Origin of the sequence: Herpetosiphon sp. (assembly GCF_003512625.1) — a bacterium.
Lineage (GTDB): Bacteria > Chloroflexota > Chloroflexia > Chloroflexales > Herpetosiphonaceae > Herpetosiphon > Herpetosiphon aurantiacus.
Genome location: NZ_DOPT01000038.1, coordinates 1 through 19544, shown reverse-complemented (window position 1 = coordinate 19544; position 19544 = coordinate 1). Strand labels below are relative to the sequence as shown.

Annotated in this window: 14 protein-coding genes; 11 read left to right on the top strand and 3 right to left on the bottom strand. The window is 49.7% G+C overall.

Annotated elements, in window-relative coordinates:
* Positions 1-40: 40 nt before the first annotated feature.
* On the bottom strand, positions 41-2644 hold the full coding sequence (locus DEF47_RS08945) for a winged helix-turn-helix domain-containing protein (RefSeq protein ID WP_012189443.1): 2604 nt from the start codon (positions 2642-2644) through the stop codon (positions 41-43).
* 254 nt (positions 2645-2898) lie between these two features.
* Between DEF47_RS08945 and DEF47_RS08940 the strand changes: the two genes are divergently transcribed.
* Together DEF47_RS08940 and DEF47_RS08935 are read left to right on the top strand one after the other, a co-directional pair.
* On the top strand, positions 2899-3933 hold the full coding sequence (locus tag DEF47_RS08940) for an STAS domain-containing protein (RefSeq protein ID WP_012189442.1): 1035 nt from the start codon (positions 2899-2901) through the stop codon (positions 3931-3933).
* 48 nt (positions 3934-3981) lie between these two features.
* On the top strand, positions 3982-4377 hold the full coding sequence (locus tag DEF47_RS08935) for an SET domain-containing protein (protein WP_012189441.1): 396 nt from the start codon (positions 3982-3984) through the stop codon (positions 4375-4377).
* A 37-nt stretch (positions 4378-4414) separates the two neighbouring features.
* Here the strand turns inward: DEF47_RS08935 and DEF47_RS08930 are convergent, their stop codons facing one another.
* Positions 4415-4813: a hypothetical protein gene (locus tag DEF47_RS08930; protein WP_012189440.1), complete on the bottom strand. Its 399-nt coding sequence runs from the start codon at positions 4811-4813 to the stop codon at positions 4415-4417.
* Between the two features lie 555 nt (positions 4814-5368).
* Between DEF47_RS08930 and DEF47_RS08925 the strand changes: the two genes are divergently transcribed.
* From DEF47_RS08925 to DEF47_RS08885, 9 genes are all read left to right on the top strand, one after another.
* Positions 5369-6322 carry an ABC transporter ATP-binding protein gene (locus DEF47_RS08925; RefSeq protein WP_502697250.1) on the top strand — a complete coding sequence of 318 codons (954 nt, stop codon included), beginning with the start codon at positions 5369-5371 and terminating at the stop codon, positions 6320-6322.
* Positions 6323-6372: 50 nt separating this feature from the next.
* The gene (locus DEF47_RS08920) at positions 6373-7617 is read left to right on the top strand and encodes an ABC transporter permease (RefSeq protein WP_012189438.1); all 1245 of its coding nucleotides are present in this window, start codon (positions 6373-6375) and stop codon (positions 7615-7617) included.
* Between the two features lie 4 nt (positions 7618-7621).
* Positions 7622-8863 (top strand): ABC transporter permease, encoded by a 1242-nt coding sequence (locus DEF47_RS08915; protein ID WP_012189437.1) that lies wholly within the window; start codon positions 7622-7624, stop codon positions 8861-8863.
* A gap of 195 nt (positions 8864-9058) precedes the next feature.
* Complete coding sequence (gene hppD / locus DEF47_RS08910; RefSeq protein ID WP_012189436.1) at positions 9059-10159, top strand: 4-hydroxyphenylpyruvate dioxygenase; 1101 nt, start codon at positions 9059-9061, stop codon at positions 10157-10159.
* Positions 10159-11367: an aminotransferase-like domain-containing protein gene (locus DEF47_RS08905; RefSeq protein ID WP_012189435.1), complete on the top strand. Its 1209-nt coding sequence runs from the start codon at positions 10159-10161 to the stop codon at positions 11365-11367. Before hppD ends, DEF47_RS08905 begins: the two co-directional genes overlap by 1 nt.
* 32 nt (positions 11368-11399) lie before the next feature.
* Entirely contained in the window at positions 11400-12611 is a 1212-nt protein-coding gene (locus DEF47_RS08900; protein ID WP_012189434.1) for a glycosyltransferase, read from the top strand.
* 31 nt (positions 12612-12642) lie between these two features.
* Positions 12643-13395, top strand: a complete 753-nt coding sequence (locus DEF47_RS08895; RefSeq protein ID WP_012189433.1) for a thioesterase II family protein — start codon at positions 12643-12645, stop codon at positions 13393-13395.
* Between the two features lie 15 nt (positions 13396-13410).
* A complete protein-coding gene (locus DEF47_RS08890) occupies positions 13411-14898 on the top strand; it encodes a class I adenylate-forming enzyme family protein (protein WP_012189432.1) in 1488 nt (495 codons plus the stop codon).
* Positions 14899-14982: 84 nt separating this feature from the next.
* Positions 14983-16641 (top strand): HAL/PAL/TAL family ammonia-lyase, encoded by a 1659-nt coding sequence (locus tag DEF47_RS08885; protein ID WP_012189431.1) that lies wholly within the window; start codon positions 14983-14985, stop codon positions 16639-16641.
* Positions 16642-16700: 59 nt separating this feature from the next.
* Here DEF47_RS08885 and DEF47_RS08880 read toward each other — a convergent pair.
* A partial coding sequence (locus DEF47_RS08880) for a non-ribosomal peptide synthetase (protein WP_287045093.1) occupies positions 16701-19544 on the bottom strand: 2844 nt, incomplete at its 5' end.

Here is a 19544-nt window from a genome sequence, read left to right as displayed (position 1 = left end):
GCGAGGTAGGCAGCATTTTCAATTCTGCGTAGTTTGAAATTTAGTTATGGGGAAGCAGGCCTAGCGTCCGGGCGCGGGCAACCGCTTGGGTGCGATTGCTAACTTCGAGTTTGGCATAAATGTTGCGGGCATGCACTTTGACGGTATACATGGAGAGATACAAGCGTTCGCCAATTTCGCGGTCAGTCAGGCCGGTGGCAATTTGCTGCAAGACTTCGAGTTCGCGCTCGCTCAAACGCTCAAGGGTGTGGGTTTGTGGCTGAACTGAGGGCTGGCGCTTAGCAAATTCAATTAATGCATGCTTGATTAACGGCGAATTGAAACCATGATCACTTGCCAATTGTAAAAGTTGCTGGATTGCTGACCCATGATCAAGCAAACTACGGATTAATTGATGTGGTTCAGCCAGCGCTATCGCCTGTTTGAGTGCTACCAGAGCAGGTTCAGGCTGTTGCTGGGCAGCATAGGCCAAGGCCAACAGTAACTCGATTTGCAAGCGTTGATCAGGCCAGTTTTGGGCTAGTTGCTGCAATGGCTCTAGCAACGCGATTGCTGTGGCTGATTTGGCTTGGGCTAAGGCGATTTGGGCTTGGCAGATTAATAGTTGATGCTCGGTGGCTAGTTGGGTGGCGGCAGCGAATTTGGCTTGGCGCAACAGCAGTTGAATTCGCCAATAGCCGATCTCGCCAAAACGGGCACTAAAATGTTGCTGGCGTGCCAATTGTTCAGTTTGATCGAGCAGTCGCTGAGCACCCACGTGATCGTTACGAGCTAATTTAAGTTGGGCCAACATCAATTCACCCACAATAAAACGATCAATACCTTGCTCGTATTGCCTAGCTAGGTGCAGGCTTTGCTGGGCATGCTGTTCAGTCGTGGCCAAATCATTCCATTGATAATGAATTCGTGCTAAACCCAAATGTGCTTCGGAGATAATTTGCTGTGGTTGCTCACCCGCCAATTGCAAAACATGACGATAGGTTGCGGCGGCCCGATGTAGCTCAAGATTGCTCTCCTGAAGCTGACCCATACCAATCGAAGCCAAAATCAGGGTGAAGGTATCGTTTGATTGTTGGCTGAAGTTGATCGCAGCAGTCAGCGCTATATTGGTGTTTTGGCGCTCGCCGCGTACTTGATAGGCATAGGCCAAAGCCCAATTGGCAGTCGCGCGAAATGGCAAATTCTGTGGATGTAAATATTCGAATGCTCGCTGAGCTTGCTGGATAATCGTTTCAATCTGATATTGAGTGAGGGCTAGGGTTGCCCGGGCAGCGGCGATTTGGCCCAGTAAATCACGGTTGCGCAGATTTACTGGTAGGGATTGTAATCCGCGCTCGGCAGCTTGCAATTTTAGTTCAACTCCGCTGGTTTGGCCGAGCACCAATAAAATTGCTGCAAATCGTACCCACAACGATGGTTGTTGATCAAGCACACTAGTGGGCAATCCAGCTAGCCAATTCAGCATCGCCGAGACATTGCCGTTCGAATGCAGCGGCATTTGCTCCATTAATCGCTCGGCCTGTTGATAATCGTGGGCAGCGGTGGCATGCTGAAACGCTTCGAGCAATAATCCCTGCTGTTGATACCATGCACTCGCCCGTTGATGCAAGCCTGCAAGCTGTTGCGGATTGGCTTGTTGGGTCAAGCGTTGGCGCAATAAATCACCAAATAGCTGATGATAACGATACCAATAGCGCTGTTGATCGAGCGCCACAACAAATAAATTAGCCTGATCGATTTGTTCGAGCAGGGCTTGGCTGGTGGTTTGGTTTAACACGGCATCGCATAACGGCCCACACATACGCTCGAGCATTGAGGTTTGCACCAAAAAGGTTTGAATTTCGGCTGATTGGTGTTGCAAAACCTCTGCGAGCAAATAATCTAAGATAAATTGATGTTGGCCGCTGAAGGTTTCGATAAAACTGCTAGGATCGGGCTGGCCTTGTAGTGAGAGTGCTGCCAGTTGCAAGCCTGCAATCCAACCTTCGGTACGAGCTTCGAGTTTGGCGATTGCCTGATCTGGCAGTTGCAAACCCATCACGTTGCGCAAAAACTCGCCACTTTCAGCCAAACTAAAGCGCAAATCGGCTACTCGAATTTCATTCAATTGACCACGAGCACGCAGGCGAGCCAACGGTAATTGGGGATCTTCGCGCGTAGCTAGCACAAGGTGTAGCTTAGTTGGCTGGTGTTCGAGCAAAAAGTTGAGCATATCGTCAACCGCCTGGTGCTCGATCACATGGTAATCATCGAGCACCAAAATGATTGGTTGGCGAATCTGGTGTAGCTCGTTAATTAGGCTAATTAACAGGTTTTCGCTGGCGGCTGGTTGGGCTGCTTGGAGCGCTTGCTGGACACTTTGGCCAATCGCTGGCTCGACGGTTTGCAGCGCAGCCACCAGATAACCCAAAAAACGCAAGGGATCATTATCTCGTGGATCGAGGGTTAACCAGGCTTTGGCATGGGTGGTTTGCTCAAACCATGTACTCAGCAAGGTGGTTTTGCCAAAACCAGCGGGTGCTACCACCAAACTAAGGCGTTGGTTCAAGCCACGCTCAAGTTTAGCGCTGAGCCGTAAGCGTGGTACACCCTGCATGCGCAAGCTAGGAATCGCTAGTTTGGTCGCTAGAATTTCAATCGGCATAGGTTGTATTATAAAAGCCGTAAGTTGCTAGCGTCAATAAGCTTAAAGGGCTTAACTATCAATGCCCCATTGCACTAAGCCGTCGTTGAGCATAGCGTGCAAAGTGTAGGTGAACATGCCGCATTCACCCTGAATCCCCCTCAAGGGTATGCTGTAGTGAACAACCATTCGCCGATAAACGAGCTTGCACTCAAGTATAAAACTAGGTATGCTTAAGCCGATTCTCCCCTTCCAACGGCAAAGGTAGGTGCGCAATGTCGCAACCCACAGAGCAAGCGCTGGTCACCAAACGCCTGAAAACCACGGTTTACTGGCTACTCGGCGGTTCATTGATTTCGATGTTTTTGTATATGGTGTTGGGCGATTGGATCGCCGTCGGCAGCTTTGCAGTTACCAGTGGGTTGTTAGGCACGGCTTATTGGCTCATCCTGCGCCAGCATAATCAATCGGCGGTAGTTTTGATGAACATGGCCGCACTATGTTTGGTGATTGTTGGATCATTTCGCTTTTTCACCTTGCTCTCGATCGCTACGGTTACAATTATTTCGATTGTGCTGGTGCTGCCGTTTGTCGATAGCCGACGACTGCTCGGCATTTGTGGACTTGCATGGGTTGTTAGTATTATCAGCATCGCCAATCGGCTGCGGATCGATCAATTTCCATGGGCCGAGATGCCAATTCGCGTTTCACTCAACTCGGTCTCGATTTTGGTGGTGATGGGCCTGCTCTGGCAAATTCATCGTCAACTAACCAATAGTCTGCAAGCCAGCGAACGCTCGAACCAAGCCTTACGCGCTAGCCAACAATCGCTCGAACAGCAGGTTGAACAGCGCACCGCCGCCCTGCAAAAAGCCCTACAAGAAGTGCAAGCCCAAGCCGACAGCCAAGCAGTATTGGCTCAACAACTAGCCGAGCAACAAACCACCATACGCAGCCTGAGTGTACCAATTTTGCCAATAACCCAGCATAGTTTGGTTGTGCCATTAATTGGCGATTTGGATGCTGAACGCTTGGGCACATTGGTAGAACAAATTCTAACCAACCTCAAAAGTCAACGCACCCGCCATTTAATTCTTGATGTTACTGGTGTACCAACTTTAGATCGCGATGCTGGCCACAGTTTGCTCAAAGTTAGCAACGCTGCTCGCTTGTTGGGAGCCAAAACCACCTTAATTGGCGTGCGGCCTGATGTGGCCGAAATGCTCGTGAGCATTGGGCTTGATTTGCGCTCGATTGGCAGCGAAAAAGATTTACAAAGTGTGGTGTATGGCCTCGTTCGCCATGCCTAAAATCTGCTATGATCAAATCAATTCGGCTCAGCTCATAAAGGAACATCTATGCTGCTCGTTGCTAGCTACCTTGCCCCAAGCACCATTCATGGCATCGGTGTGTTTGCAGCCAATTTTATTCCGGCCAACACCATTATTTGGGAGTTTACTGCGGCGGTCGATTGGCGCATGACCGCCGACGAGGTTGCGGCGTTCCCCGAACCCTACCGCAGTGCCTTCACCGCCTATATCTATGTTGATGACGAGGGATATTATGTCTTGTGCGGCGATAATGCCCGCTATTTCAATCATTCGCCAACGCCCAATTGCGATGATGCCGGAGCGTACACCCGCACCTTACGCGATATCCAAGCAGGCGAGGAATTGACCTGCGATTATTTTGTATTCGATCAAATTACCCGCCAGCACGGGCTTGATGTCACGAGTTTTGTACGGGTTGATTAATGTAACAAGCTGCCTGCGCTACTCAGGCAGCTCTCATTTAACTTCCCGCTAAACCACGCCGCATACCTACCAAATAGATCCCAAAGAGAATCACCATCACACTATCGATGGCGATAGCGATGCCTGCTTGTTGGCCAAGATAACGCGAACCTTGGGCCAAGACCAAACTGATAAACACCAATTTGCTACTGCCCGCAATCAGCAAAATCAAGGGACGCTGAGCCACATTCCAAGCCCCATACAGCAGTAAAATCCCGATCAGCGTAATCAATGCGCCCCAATTGCGCACCACCACTTCGACTAACGGCCCATTCATGGTCTCGCCAAAATTCGATTGCAAAGCCGATTGTGGATTAATTAGCGCCATGATCATTGAGCAGGTCAATAATCCAGAAACCAGCATAATCCACTTCATGTTGTGCATAATCCAGCGCATGCTACCTCACACAGCTCAACCCATCACCTATCGTTCCTCGCCCCAGCTCTGCGCTTTTTAAGACAAGTTCGGATAACGCGGGTTCATACTACGACCTCGGGTTGGTATTTGGTGTGATTTGGTATTTGGGGTGATGCTGAAACCAAACCTGAGGTCATATGCTGAGTATACCAGCCATCGCCCACAGGCACAAAGCATTTTGAATGGTGTTGTGCCTACCCTTGATCCTGTGCTTGCTATCGTTTTAGAAGCAGATCAGCCGATGGATACGTTGCTTTGATGGACTAGACAATGTTGCAGTTGTAAAATTAAAAGTTATCCTTTATTATACGCTCAATACCAAAACCCTACCAATAATCGATGAACCAGTGTGTGGAACCAATCAATCCAAGATCCCTGGATTGCCAGAAACTCAACCCTAATCCTGTAGAATCTAGCCCACACTATGTTTAGTGTTATATCGCAAGCATGTGCCTACGACACCATGCTGGCATAAGCAATCCTGCGTTCGCAACCAGACGAAGGACATAGCCTATAGGAGCATCCATGTCACCGATTGTTCAGGTAGAACACTTAGGCAAACAGTATAACGCGCCCAATGGGCCTATGGCGGTCAAGGATGTTTCATTTGAAATCCAAAAAGGCGAAATTTTCAGCCTCCTTGGGCCAAATGGAGCAGGCAAAACAACCACTATTTCAATGCTAAGCTGCTTGCTTCAACCAACGAGCGGCACCATCCTCATCGATGGACATTCGGTTACCAAAGAGCCGAAACAAGTTAAACAAGTTATCGGTGTCGTTCCCCAAGATATTGCCCTTTATCCCACCATGACCGCGCAAGAAAACCTGCTGTTTTGGGGCAAAATGTATGGCCTCAGCGGCAAACACCTACAGGATCGGATTAGCAAAGTTTTAACCATCGCTGATCTCGCTGATCGTGCCAATGATAAGGTCGAGACCTTCTCTGGAGGCATGAAACGCCGGATCAACATTGCCGTTGGCTTGTTGCATGATCCGAAAGTGGTCTATTTTGATGAACCAACAGTTGGGATCGACCCGCAAAGTCGCCGCCGCATCCTCGATTCGATCAAACAACTCAATACCCATGGAATTAGCGTGCTCTACACAACCCACTATATGGAAGAAGCCCAGGAGCTAAGCCATAAAATCGGGATCATCGATCATGGCGAATTGATCGCGGTTGGCAGCCAAGAACAATTAACCCAATTGGTTGGGCAGCACGATCTCGTTCAATTTGAAATTGACCCAACTGCTGCAAATCTTGACGCAACCCTGAGCGCATTAAAGGTGATTAATGATGTTGATCAAGTGACTTCCTCACCCGAAGAAAACTTGATTACTGTGCAAACCCGCAACACGAATGCCATCCTTCCACAGCTGATTAGCCAAATGACCGAAACCGGAACGCCGATCAAAAGCCTCACTATCAAGGCTCCAAACCTCGAATCGGTGTTCTTGCATCTTACCGGTCGGGCACTTCGCGATTAGCCAACTTGCGCGGATAGCCTTGTGCAGTGGCGTTCAATAAGGATAGATTCTTGAAAGCACTAACTATTGCCTGGAAAGATACACTCATTCGATTTCGCGATATTAACGCATTGCTCTTGATGATTCTTGCACCGTTGGTCATCTCGGGAATTATGGGCGCAGCCTTTGGCAATCAAAGTGCCACCCCAACCATCAGCGATATTCCGTTGATTGTGGTCAACCAAGATCAAGGGGTGTTAGGTCAACGCTTTATCGAAGCATTGAATGCTGGTGAGTTGGCCGATTTGCTCGAACCAACCATTATGACCGATGCGGAAGCGGCCAAAGATCTGGTGGAAACTGGCGAAGTTCGGGCGGTGGTACTGATTCCTAGTGATTTCAGTGCCAGTCTCGAAACAACCCAAACTAACGATGCCGGCCAACAGCCTGCCAAAATTATGGTCTACACCGACCCAGCGGCCCGCATCACACCCACGATTGTCCGCAGCGTGGTAACTGAAATTGCCAATGTTTTCAGCAACACCGCCATCGCTAGCGAAATTACGGTTGCCCAAATTGTCGAGCAACTTGGTGGCAATAACCCCGCCTTGGCCAACTTGGAGCCAGCCCTAAACCAAAGCCTGCCAAGCTTGACAGCAGCTCAACCAAGCGCTCAAGTCCAAGCCCGGGTTATCTCAAGCACCTCGGCTAATCTCGACCCAATTGCCTTTTTTGCCCCAAGCATGGCGATTTTCTTCCTGATGTTCACCATGTTTGATGGCACACGCTCGCTCTTGGTCGAGCAAATCAATGGGACGATGAGTCGCCTCAAAAGCACGCCAACCGGAATCGGCCAAATTTTGATCGGTAAATTACTGGGAACTTTCTTAACCGGCAGCGCTCAATTTGTCTGTTTGGTGGTTTCCTCATCGTTGATCTTCGGCCTCGATTGGGGTGATTCAATCGCCGGATTGGCCCTGATGTTGGTGGCATTTGTGGCAGCAGCAACAGGCCTCGGCAGTGTTATCACGGCCTTCTCACGCGATTTGCCCCAAGCAAATCTGCTGGGTTCGATGATCACGTTGTTGTTTGGCTTTTTGGGCGGCAACTTCTTTATGATCGAAAATTTTCCGCAGTGGTTGCAAATTCTCAGTAAACTAACGGTGAATCGTTGGGGACTCGATGGATTTAGCGATCTGACGGTACGGGGACTTGGCATTCAAGATGTGTTTTTAGAAGCTGGTGTATTGCTTGGGATCGCCCTGGTATGCTTTACCCTAGCGGCTTGGCGGTTACCCCGCCGTTTTGCGAGGTAGAACAATGATTACCAAAGCCCTAACCATTGCCCTAGCCTATCTCCAAACGATCACGCGAAATCGCAGTTTTCTCTTTCAGATGATCGTTATTCCGCTGCTGCTGACATTTATCATTGGTCAAGCAATTGGCGGCGGTGCTGATGAGTTGCCCGACCCTAACACCAAGTGGCGCATGGTTATTGCCAACGAAGATACAGGCAGTCTTGCAACCCAGTTGGTCGAGTATTTGCAAAGCACACCACGCTTAGAGGTTCAGCTCGTTGATCGCGCTGCCGCCAACGCCGCAGTTGCCAGCGCCGATACTGGGGTAATCGGCGCATTGATCATCCCAGCTGATTTCAGCACGAAATTTGCCAGCGATCAAGCAGTTACCCTCGATTATGCTAGTTTTGTCGCCAGCGTTGAATCACAGTATCTTGAACAATCAGTTGATACTGCGCTCGGTCAATTGAGCCATTCGCTAAATGCTGCCGATGTTTCAGCCGATGTTGCTGATGAATTGGGGCTTTTTGCAACAAGCGATAATCCAACAACCGCCCAACAAACCTATCGTGATGATGCGGTTGAGCGAGCATTGACCGCTTGGGAAACCAATCCGCCGGTGGTGGTTGAAGCCGAGCAAGCAAGCTTTCAACAATCGGATGATGGTGTACCACGGGGCCTCAATCAAACCTCACCAGGGTTGTTGGTTATGTTTGCCTTCTTCTTCACAATTGGCGGTGGCTCATCACTGATTCAAGAACGCACAATTGGAACCTTGCAACGCCTGATGGTTATGCCAATGCGCAAAAGCACCATTCTCTTTGGCAAATTGCTTGGCATCTACATTGGCTGTTTGATCCAAATTGGCATTTTGGTGTTAGCAGGCGCGTTTCTTTTCAATGTTGATTGGGGCAATTCACCAATCGCTATGCTGGTGTTCATTCCAGTATTTGCCCTGAATGCAACCAGCCTGAGCATCATGTTGGCAGCCCTTGTGCAAACTGATGCCCAACTCAACTCAGTCAGCACGATCGTGGTTATGGCGCTAGCCGCCCTAGGGGGAGCATGGTGGCCAATCGAAATCGTGCCTGAATGGATGCAACAACTTGGCCATGCTTTACCAAGCGCATGGGCTATGGATGGCTTCAACGATATCATCACTCGCGGTTTAGGCCTTGAAGCGGTGCTCTTCGAAATTGGCGTGCTGATGGCTTTTACCGTCGGGTTTTTCATTATTGGTATTTGGCGCTTTCGCTATGAATAACGCTTAATCTACGCGCATTGATCACCAAATGAACGTTCGATAAGGGTTTCAGCAAAGTATTGCTGAAACCCTTCAATCAATCAGGTTGGTGGTTTGGCAGATTATCGCTATCCTAAGCGCTGGCATAGTTCGGATGATCGATCGGCACATTTCCAATTATGGCACTCATTTCATCGTTTCTAGGGAGATGACCTTATGACTAGCCCAACATCACTAGACACCACGCCGCAACTCGACGATTTCGATTACGTTGAATTCTATGTTGGAAATGCTCGTCAGACTGCCCACTTTTTACGCACCGCCTTTGGCTTCAAACCAATTGCCTACGCTGGACTCGAAACAGGCGTACGCGATCGCGCCTCGATTTTGCTGCAACAAGGTGCGATTCGCCTGATCATCACCGAAGCACTCGACCCTGAAAGCCCAATCGCCGACCACGTAAAATTGCATGGCGATAGTATTAAGGATATTGCCTTTACGGTTGCCAATGTGCATAGCGCCTTCGAGGCCGCCGTTAAACGTGGTGCCCGCCCAATCTTAGAACCAGTGACAATCGAAAGCCCCCAAGGAAGCATCATCAAGGCCACCATTGGCACCTATGGTGATACAACCCACTCATTGATCCAGCGAGTCGATCTTGCTGATAATGCTTTCCCCCAATTTCAGCCAATCGAAAATCCGGCTCACGTAATTGATGGCGGCTTCTCAGTCGTCGATCACGTTGCGATTAGCCTAGAGCCAGGTCGCTTGGCCGAATGGGTCGATTTCTACATCAATGTGCTTGGTTTCCATCAATCGCACGAAGAAAATATTGTTACCGAATATAGTGGCATGAACTCGCGGGTCGTCCAGAACCACGCTGGCACGATTAAATTCCCTATGCAAGAGCCGATTCAAGGCAAACGGCGTTCGCAAGTTGAAGAATTCTTGACCTTTCATCATGGAGCCGGAGCCCAGCACTTGGCCATCCTCACTGATGATATTATTCACTCGATCCAGACGCTGCGGGCCAACGGAATCGAGTTTGTGCGCACGCCCGCAACCTACTATGAAAATCTCCAAGAGCGGGTTGGCTTAATTGATGAAGATATTGCGATGCTGCGCGATTTGCATATTTTGGTAGATCGCGATAGCTCGGGCTATTTGCTGCAAATTTTCACCAAGCCGCTGCAAAGCCGACCAACGATGTTCTTTGAAATTATTCAGCGCAAAAATGCCATTGGCTTCGGCAGTGGCAACATCAAAGCACTCTTTGCCGCCGTCGAACGCGAGCAAGCTTTGCGGGGAAATCTCTAATGGCTGCGATTGCAACAACTCCTAGCCAATTTGAACTCGCTGCTTGGGCTAAGACCATCACACCCTCGGCGCTGCAAGATATGCTTTCGGCAACTGCCAATCCTGAGGTTATTTCGTTTGCTCTGGGGCTACCCGCCCCAGAGCTGTTTCCTCGCCACCAATTTAGCCAATTGGCCAGCACGTTACTCGAAGCCGAACCTTTGGCGTTGCAATATGGCCCGCCAAGTACCACCCTCAAAACGGCAATTGTTTCATTGATGGCGCAACGAGGGGTACGCTGTCGGCCCGAGCAAATCTTTCTGACCAATGGTGCGCAACAGGGCATGAACCTGTTGGTACGCTTGCTTTTGGCCGATGGCGGCAGCGTTTTGTTGGAAGATTGTATTTATACGGGCTTTCAGCAAGTGCTTGATCCATTTCAAGCTAAGTTGCTAACCGTGCCAACCAACCCTGAAACTGGTATGGATGTAGCAGCAGTCGAAGCTCATTTAGCTGCAGGCCAACGCCCAAGCTTAATCTATGCGATCAGCGATGGACACAACCCGCTTGGCGTGAGCATGAGCCTCGCCCAACGCCAGCAGCTCGTTGAACTAGCCCAACAGTATCAAATTCCCATTATTGAAGATGATGCTTATGGCTTTTTAAGCTATCAGGCTGATACGATTGCCCCAATGCGAGCCTTAAGTGACGACTGGGTTTTATATATTGGCTCATTTTCGAAAATTCTAGCCCCATCGTTGCGGGTTGGTTGGTTAGTCGTACCCGAGTGGTTAATCGAACGCTTGTCGATCGTCAAAGAGGCGAGCGATATTGGTACAGCCACGCTGAGCCAACGTTTAGTCGCAGCCTATACCCAAACCCATCAATTAACTACGCATATCGACCAATTATGTCAAATATATACAACTCGCCGCGATACAATGTTTAGCGCGTTGGAGCAGCATTTTCCGTCCCAAACCCGTTGGTATCAGCCTAGCCATGGCATGTTTATTTGGGTTGAACTGCCTACAACAGTTGATCCCTTTAAACTCCTAGACCGAGCGATCAACCAAGCGAAGGTGGCGTTTATCCCAGGCAGTGTGTTTGGTGTGGCGGGCAAATCGATGAGTACCAATGGAATTCGCCTGAATTTTTCGAATGCCGATATTGACCAGATTAATGCGGGAATTGAGCGTTTAGCCACAATCATGCAAACCCTCAAAGCCTGAGGATGTCCCAAATCTAACCCGAAAGGATCGTTGTGCGAGTTCTATTCACCACCAATCCTGGGGTTGGTCATCTCAACCCAATGTTGCCGTTGGCGCATGCCTTGCAACAGGCTGGGCATAGCCTCGCTTTTGCTTCAGCTGCGGCATTTGGCCCAACCATCGAAGCCCATGGGTTTCGCTGCTTTGCGGCAGGCCTCGATTGGCTGCAATCGCAGCTTGAACACTATTTTCCCGAAACAAGCACAATGTCGCTGGAAGAGTTGAGCGCTTGGTTTATTAGCGATCTCTTCGCCGATCTGGCGGCTCAATACATGGTTCCCGATTTGCTAGCAATTTGTCACGAGTGGCAGCCTGATTTGATTGTGCGCAACGATTTTGAGTTCGGCGGTTACATTGCAGCTGAGTGTTTGGGCATACCCCATGCGACGCTAAGCATTAGTTTCTTTTTACCAATTGCCACGCTTGAGCCATTAATTGGCGATCAATTGGCATTTTTGCGCAGCAGCCACGGCTTAGCACCCTACCCAGCCTTAGATCGGCTATACCATTATGCCTATCTAGCCAGTGGTCCGTTGCGCTGCCAAGAGCAAATCATTCCAACAATGCATGCGATTCAGCCTCAAACCATGATCAAACAGTCAGCCAACCAACTGCCGACTTGGGTCACACAGTTAGGCGATCGGCCAACGGTGTATGCCTCGATGGGCACGGTCTTTAATCGTACCGCCGATATCTTTCCAACGATTTTAGCGGCCCTGCGTGATGAGCCGATTAATCTTATTTTGACCATTGGTCGCAACCAAGATCCAGCGCAGTTTGGCCCACAACCAGCCCATATTCACATAGAGCAATTTATTCCCCAAGATTTACTTTTTCCATATTGTGATCTGTTTATCACTCATACCTCGTTTCACACCATGATGTCGGCATTTAAGTGTGGCCTGCCCTTGCTGATGTTGCCGATCTCTGCTGATGAGCCAGTCTGTGCGTTGCGCGGCCTAGAGCTTGGCATCGGCAGGATTATCAAACGGCCTAAGCAATTCGACCAGTTTTTTGACGATTCAATTCCTGAGTTATCGCCAACAGCGGTTCGCACAGCGGTACACGAGTTACTACATAATCCAAGTTATCGCCAAAACGCCCAACAATTGCAGGCCGAAATTCGAGCTTTGCCCGAGCTTGAGTCTGCGGTTGCGCTGTTAACCAAGCTTGCGGCGGAAAAACAACCCCAACGTGCACACTAACGTGATCAATCAACAAGGAGCATAATTACCCATGTCAAGCCCATGGTTTATCTCGGTAAAACGTCAAACTCAGCCAGCAATTCGTCTCTTTTGTTTGCCTTTTGCAGGTGGCACTGCTGCGACCTATCGATCATGGGCCAACTATCTTCCCGCAAGCATTGAACTCGTGCCAGTTGAACTGCCAGGCCGAGGAATGCGTTTCAGCGAGCCATTGTTTGTGGCAAGTCAGCCACTGATCGCGGCCCTCGCCGAGGCCATGCAGCCGTATTTAGCTCAACCGTATCTATTTTTTGGCCATAGCATGGGTGCGTTGCTCAGTTTTGAGCTAACCCGTTGGCTAGCGACCCATTATCAAAGCCAGCCTCAACAGCTCTTTGTTTCTGGGCATCGTGCTCCGCACCTTGCTGCCGCCGATACCACAACGCATCAACTTTCCGACCCTGATTTGCTGCAAAAAGTGCGGACAATTGATGGCACACCCAAGGAAGTACTTGAGCAACACGAATTAATGCAACTCATGCTGCCAATTTTACGCGCCGATTTCACCATCTGTGATACCTACCAATTTCAACCAGCCCAACCGCTGAATGTGGCAATTTCGGCCTTTGGTGGGTTTCAAGACCCAATGGTCAAACGCCACGATATTGCCGCATGGCGGGAACACACCACAGCGGAGTTTCAGATGCACATGTTTCCAGGCGGCCATTTCTTTTTACAAACAGCCCAAGCGGCGTTTTTCAAAACCTTAAGCCACGAACTCAACCAAATTCTCGTGCGGCTTTAACTGCCTGGAGGCTTTATGAACATTGCTCAGCATCTCGAACGAGCATGCCTGTGCTTCCCCGATAAACCTGCCTTGATTTTTGAACAAACGACGTATAGCTATGCTGAACTGAATCAGATTGCTAATCGTGTTGCCAATGGTTTGGCCCAACTGGGCATCACCAAAGGCGAGCGAGTGGCGCTATTGCTACCCAATATTCCGCAGTTTATCTTTGCCTATTTGGGCATCATCAAGTTGGGGGCGATTGCGGTTTCGTTGAATACCCAATTGCAAAGCGCTGAAGTCAGCTTCATCTTGAACGATAGCCAAGCAACCGCAATTGTGGTAACGCCTGAACTAGCAGGCCAAGTTCAGACTGATCAACTGAGCCATTTACGCCAGCTACTAGTGGCGAGTCCTGAAGCTACACCAAACTCATTAGCCTATCTGATCGAGCATGCAAACCCAGAATATCAGGCCCAAACCATGGAGCGTGACGATCCAGCAGCAATTGTCTATTCTTCGGGAACCACAGGCTTTCCCAAGGGCGTGACCTTATCGCATAGCAATGTTATTTCAAATATGCATGCCAAAAATCTCTATTGTGATATGCGGCCTGAGGATCGGCTGCTGCTGTGTGTGCCGCTGTTTCACTGCTTTGGCCAAAATGCGATTCTTAATAGTGCGATTAACGCTTGTGCGACCTTGGTTTTGCATCGCAGCTTTAATTACGAGCAGATTATCCAATCAATTGCTCGCGACCAGGTGACGATGTTTTTTGGTGTACCAACGATTTACGTTTTACTGTTGAATAAAGCCGAGCCTGCTGCCCTCAGCTCAATTCGCTATTTCTTCTCAGGCGCAGCAATTATGCCGGTTGAAATAGCTCGGCGTTGGCATGCAACCTTCAAGAGTTTTATCCATGAAGGCTATGGTCTGACTGAAACCTCACCATTTGCGGCGTACAACCATCGCTTTCGCTATAAATTTGGCTCAATCGGCATGCCAATTGATACGGTTGAAATGCGGATTGTTGATGTTGATACTGGCGCAAATTTAGCAGCTGAGCAGGTTGGGGAAATTATCGTGCGCGGGCCAAACGTGATGTTGGGCTACTGGAACAACCCAACCGCAACCGAACAGGCCATCCGCAATGGTTGGTTTCATACTGGCGATCTTGGCAAGTACGATGCTGAAGGCTATTTCTACATCGTTGATCGGCTCAAGGATATGATCAACGTTGCGGGGATTAAGGTGTATCCGGCTGAAGTTGAGCAAGTGATCTACCAGCTTCCGGCAGTGGCCGAGGTTGCCGTCTATGGCATTGCCGATGAAGTAACTGGCGAGCGAGTGATGGCCAAAGTTGTGATTAAATCTGGCCATCAGTTAAGCGAACGCGAGATTTTTGCGCTCTGTCGTAAACAGATTGCGAGCTTTAAAATTCCCAGCAGCATCGAATTTGTCGAGTCGATTCCCAAAAATGCCACAGGGAAAGTCCTCAAGCGCCTATTACGTAATTCATAACCAAGAATGCGGCGTAGGGTTTATGCATTGGTTCGGCTTAACATCACCATCGCGATCCATTGATCTTATGCACTGGAGAAACTTGTGAGCACCACCCTTATTTTAACTGGCGAAGGCTTGGGCATTGATGACGTTGTACGGGTTGCGCGGCATCAAGATCGGGTTGAACTAACCACCGATCCAGCGATTTTAGCCCAGATCGAAGCGTCGTGTGCTTATATCAATCAGGCAGTGAAGGAGCATCAGCCGGTTTATGGGGTAACAACTGGCTTTGGGGGCATGGCCAACGTAATTATCTCGCCTGAAGAAGCTGCCGAGTTGCAAAATAATGCCATTTGGTATCATAAAACGGGGGCCGGCAAGCTCTTGCCATTTACCGATGTTCGCGCTGCGATGCTGTTGCGAGCTAATTCGCATATGCGAGGTGCATCGGGTATTCGACTGGAAATCATTCAACGCATGGTGACGTTTCTGAATGCCAATGTTACACCACATGTGCGTGAGTTTGGCTCAATTGGGGCAAGCGGTGATCTTGTGCCATTAATTAGCATCACTGGAGCTTTGTTGGGCACAGATCAAGCTTTTATGGTTGATTTTAACGGCGAGACCCTTGATTGTATCAGTGCACTTGAACGTTTAGGGCTGCCACGCCTCCGTTTGCAACCCAAAGAAGGCTTGGCGATGATGAATGGTACTTCGGTGATGACCGGAATCGCCGCCAATTGCGTTCACGATGCGCGAATTCTCTTGGCCTTAGCCTTGGAAGCCCACGCCTTAATGATTCAAGGCTTACAAGGCACGAATCAATCGTTTCACCCGTTTATTCATCGCCACAAACCGCATACTGGCCAAGTTTGGGCCGCTGACCATATGCTCGAATTGCTACAAGGCTCGCAGCTTTCGCGCAATGAACTTGATGGTAGCCACGATTATCGCGATGGTGATTTGATTCAAGATCGCTATTCGTTACGCTGTTTACCGCAATTTTTGGGGCCAATCATCGATGGAATGGCCTTTATTTCGCATCATCTGCGGGTCGAAATTAACTCAGCCAACGATAATCCTTTGATCGACACTGCTAGCGCCGCGAGTTATCATGGTGGCAATTTCTTGGGTCAGTATATTGGCGTGGGGATGGATCAGCTGCGCTATTATATGGGGCTGATGGCCAAACATCTGGATGTGCAGATTGCGCTGTTAGTTTCACCGCAGTTCAATAATGGTTTGCCAGCTTCGTTGGTTGGCAATATCCAGCGTAAGGTTAATATGGGGTTGAAAGGGCTACAGCTCACCGCCAACTCGATCATGCCAATCTTGACCTTTTTGGGCAATTCGTTGGCCGATCGTTTTCCAACTCATGCTGAGCAATTTAACCAGAATATCAATAGCCAAGGCTTTGGTTCGGCCAACTTAGCCCGCCAAACAATCCAAACGCTTCAGCAATATATTGCGATTACGCTGATGTTTGGGGTGCAAGCGGTGGATTTGCGTACCCACAAATTAGCAGGCCATTACAACGCTGCTGAATTGCTCTCGCCGCTTACCGCAAAGATCTATCACGCCGTTCGTTCAATCGTCAAGCATCCGCCCTCGCCTGAACGCCCTTATATCTGGAATGATGATGAACAAGTGCTCGAAGCGCATATTAGTGCCTTAGCTCATGATATTGCCAACGATGGCTCATTGGTGAGTGCCGTTGAACAAACGCTGAGCGGCTTGCGCTCAATTATTTTGTTCCGTTAAACAATCAATCCCCACATAGTTGATTAACCATGAACTATGTGGGGATTATTATTTAATCGCTAATCGAGCTGGTGCAATGCTTGATTGATATAGGCTGCCAGCTCATGAACATAGGGAGCATGGATCATACTAAAATGATCGCCAGTCAATTTATAAACGGTCAATTGATCATCTGTATAGCGGCTCCAACCGGAAGTTGAATCGCCAAAGCGTTGTTCAATTGATTGACTATTGGTCGATTGGAACAACATCACCTTAGCATTTGAAGGCTGAACCTGATAGCGATACATCGCTTGGGTATTGGTTTTGAAGACATTAAACATCGCCTGTAATTGCTCAAACTCAAGTCTGAGGCCACGGTCAGCAAGTTGTTGTTGGAGTTGTTGTAATTGCACGTCGATTGATTGTTCAACCGATGACTCAAGGTTTTGTTCAAAGGTTGCCAAAGCAAGCCCCATAATATCGCGGATAAACTGAGTTAGCATTTGGCTTGGATGTGGCTCGGCCTGCACATACTCAGCCTCAATCAAATAACTATCAAGCAGCAATACTTGGGCAATGTCTTGGTGCTGCGCTTGTAGTTGCTGGGCCATTTCGTAAGCAACTAAGCCACCAAACGACCAACCACCCAGAATATATGGTCCCTGCGGCTGAACCGCCTGAATTGCAGCAATATAGTTGCTAGCAATGGTTGGAATATCGGCGACCGGAATGGTTTGAGCATCTAAGCCCGCCGCTTGCAAGCCATAACAGGGATGCTCAGCATCGAGTTCGCGCACCAAATTGAAATAACAACCGACATTACCACCAATTGGATGCACCAAGAAGATTGGGGCTTTCGTGCCACTAGCTTTGAGCGTTACCAGCGGCGAATAGGCCAAATCACCATTATGTTCAGCTAAAAAGTGCGCTAAATCGGCAACTGTCGGATATTGAAACAAGGCAGCGAGTGGGCTTTGATAGCCAAGTTCGCGCCGAATTTCTGCCATCAAACGCACAGCCAGCATCGAATGGCCACCTAATTCAAAAAAGTTTTGGTTAATGCTAATCGGTTGGAGCGCTAAAACGTTTTCCCACAGATTGACCAACTGCAATTCCAAGGCATTGCGCGGCAGTCCTGCGAGTGTCGCTTCGTGCTGATAACTCGGCACAGGTAAGCGCCGCCGATCAACCTTGCCATTGGGCGAAAGCGGGAAGGCATCGAGCACCATGAGCAGATTCGGCAGCATATATTCTGGCAGGTGCTGTGCCAAACGTTGGCGCACCGTACTGAGGGTCAGCGCGTTCGGGGCAGCAACCACGTAGGCTACCAAGCGTTGATCACCTGGCTGATCCTCGCGCACCACCACCACCGCGTCGTTTACTTCAGCCAATGCCATCAATCGCTGCTCGATTTCCCCTAGCTCAATCCGGAATCCACGCACCTTGACTTGGTGGTCAATCCGACCGTCATAGTCAAACCGTCCATCGGCCCGTTGCCGCACCAAATCTCCCGTTCGATAGAGGCGTGCGCCCGCTTCGCCACTTAATGGGTCAGGCACAAAGCGCTCCGCTGTCAGGCTCGGTCGCTCAAGATAGCCACGAGCAATCCCCGATCCCCCAATATATAACTCGCCTGCAACCCCCAACGGCACAACTTGCCCAGCCTGATCGAGCACATATAACCGCACATTATCTAAGCCCCAACCAAGGCTAATATCATCATTCTCGATCAAGGCCCGGGTTGCATACACCGTCGTTTCGGTTGGCCCATACATATTCCACAACTGCTTACTACGGGCACGAATCGCTGCTGCTAAATCGACACTCAGCGCCTCACCACCAGCGATCGCCGTCAGCGTCGGGTTGCCCTGCCAGCCCGCAGAAATCAGCAAACGCCATGTCGCAGGAGTTGCCTGTAACACGTTAATCGCCTGACCCTCTAACACTCTACGTAACAAGACAGGATCACGAGCCACCTCACTAGAGATTAAGGCAATAGTAGCCCCACTTGTCAGCGGCAAAAAGACATCCACCACCGAAATATCAAAGGCCATCGTGCTCAAGGCTAGAATTCTATCACCAAGCCCAAGTTGCAATTGGTGGCGCATCGAGGCCAGCAAGGCCAATACGGTCTGATGAGGAATTGCCACGCCTTTGGGAACACCCGTCGAACCCGAGGTATAAATCACATATGCCAAATTTTCAGCCACAATCTGCAATGGAGGAGCACTGTCAGGCTGTGTGGCCTCGATTATAGACCACGCTGTTTCAATATCGAGCACTGGACATGGCTGATCGGCAAGCTGAATTGCATGCAGCTGTTCGGTCAGTACCAGTTTGGCTTGGCTATCCGCTAACATCCAGATCAAGCGCTCCAGCGGATGATTCGGATCAAGGGGTAAGTAAGCGGCTCCAGCCTTGATGATTGCTAAAAGGGCTACAATCAAGCGCGGCGAACGGTCAAGATACACCCCTACCACCATATCGGGGCCAATCCCCATATCCTGCAAGTGCCACGCTAACCGATTTGTGGCAGCGGCCAGTTCGGCATATGACCAGGCGATACCGTCTTCATACAACGCCAGCCCCTGCGGAGTCGCAGCTGCTTGTTGCGTGAGGGCTTCAGCCAAAGTTGTAGGGCCAGTCACCGCCAGTGTTGGAGCTTGGCGGCGCACAATTGCGGTGCGCTCAATGGGTGTCAACAATGGGAGATACCCTATTGCCAACGTTGGTTGCGCCGCAAGGGCCGTGAGGAAGGTCTGCCAATGGCTTGCCCAGCGTTCCATCGTCGCTGGCGCAAATAATGCCGTACTATACTCAAAGCCCCCCACCAAGCCTTGGGGTGTCTCCACCAAGCCCAACGAGAGATCAAACTTGGCAATCGTTCCGGCGAGGCGTATGGGTTCCAGCTGAATCGCACC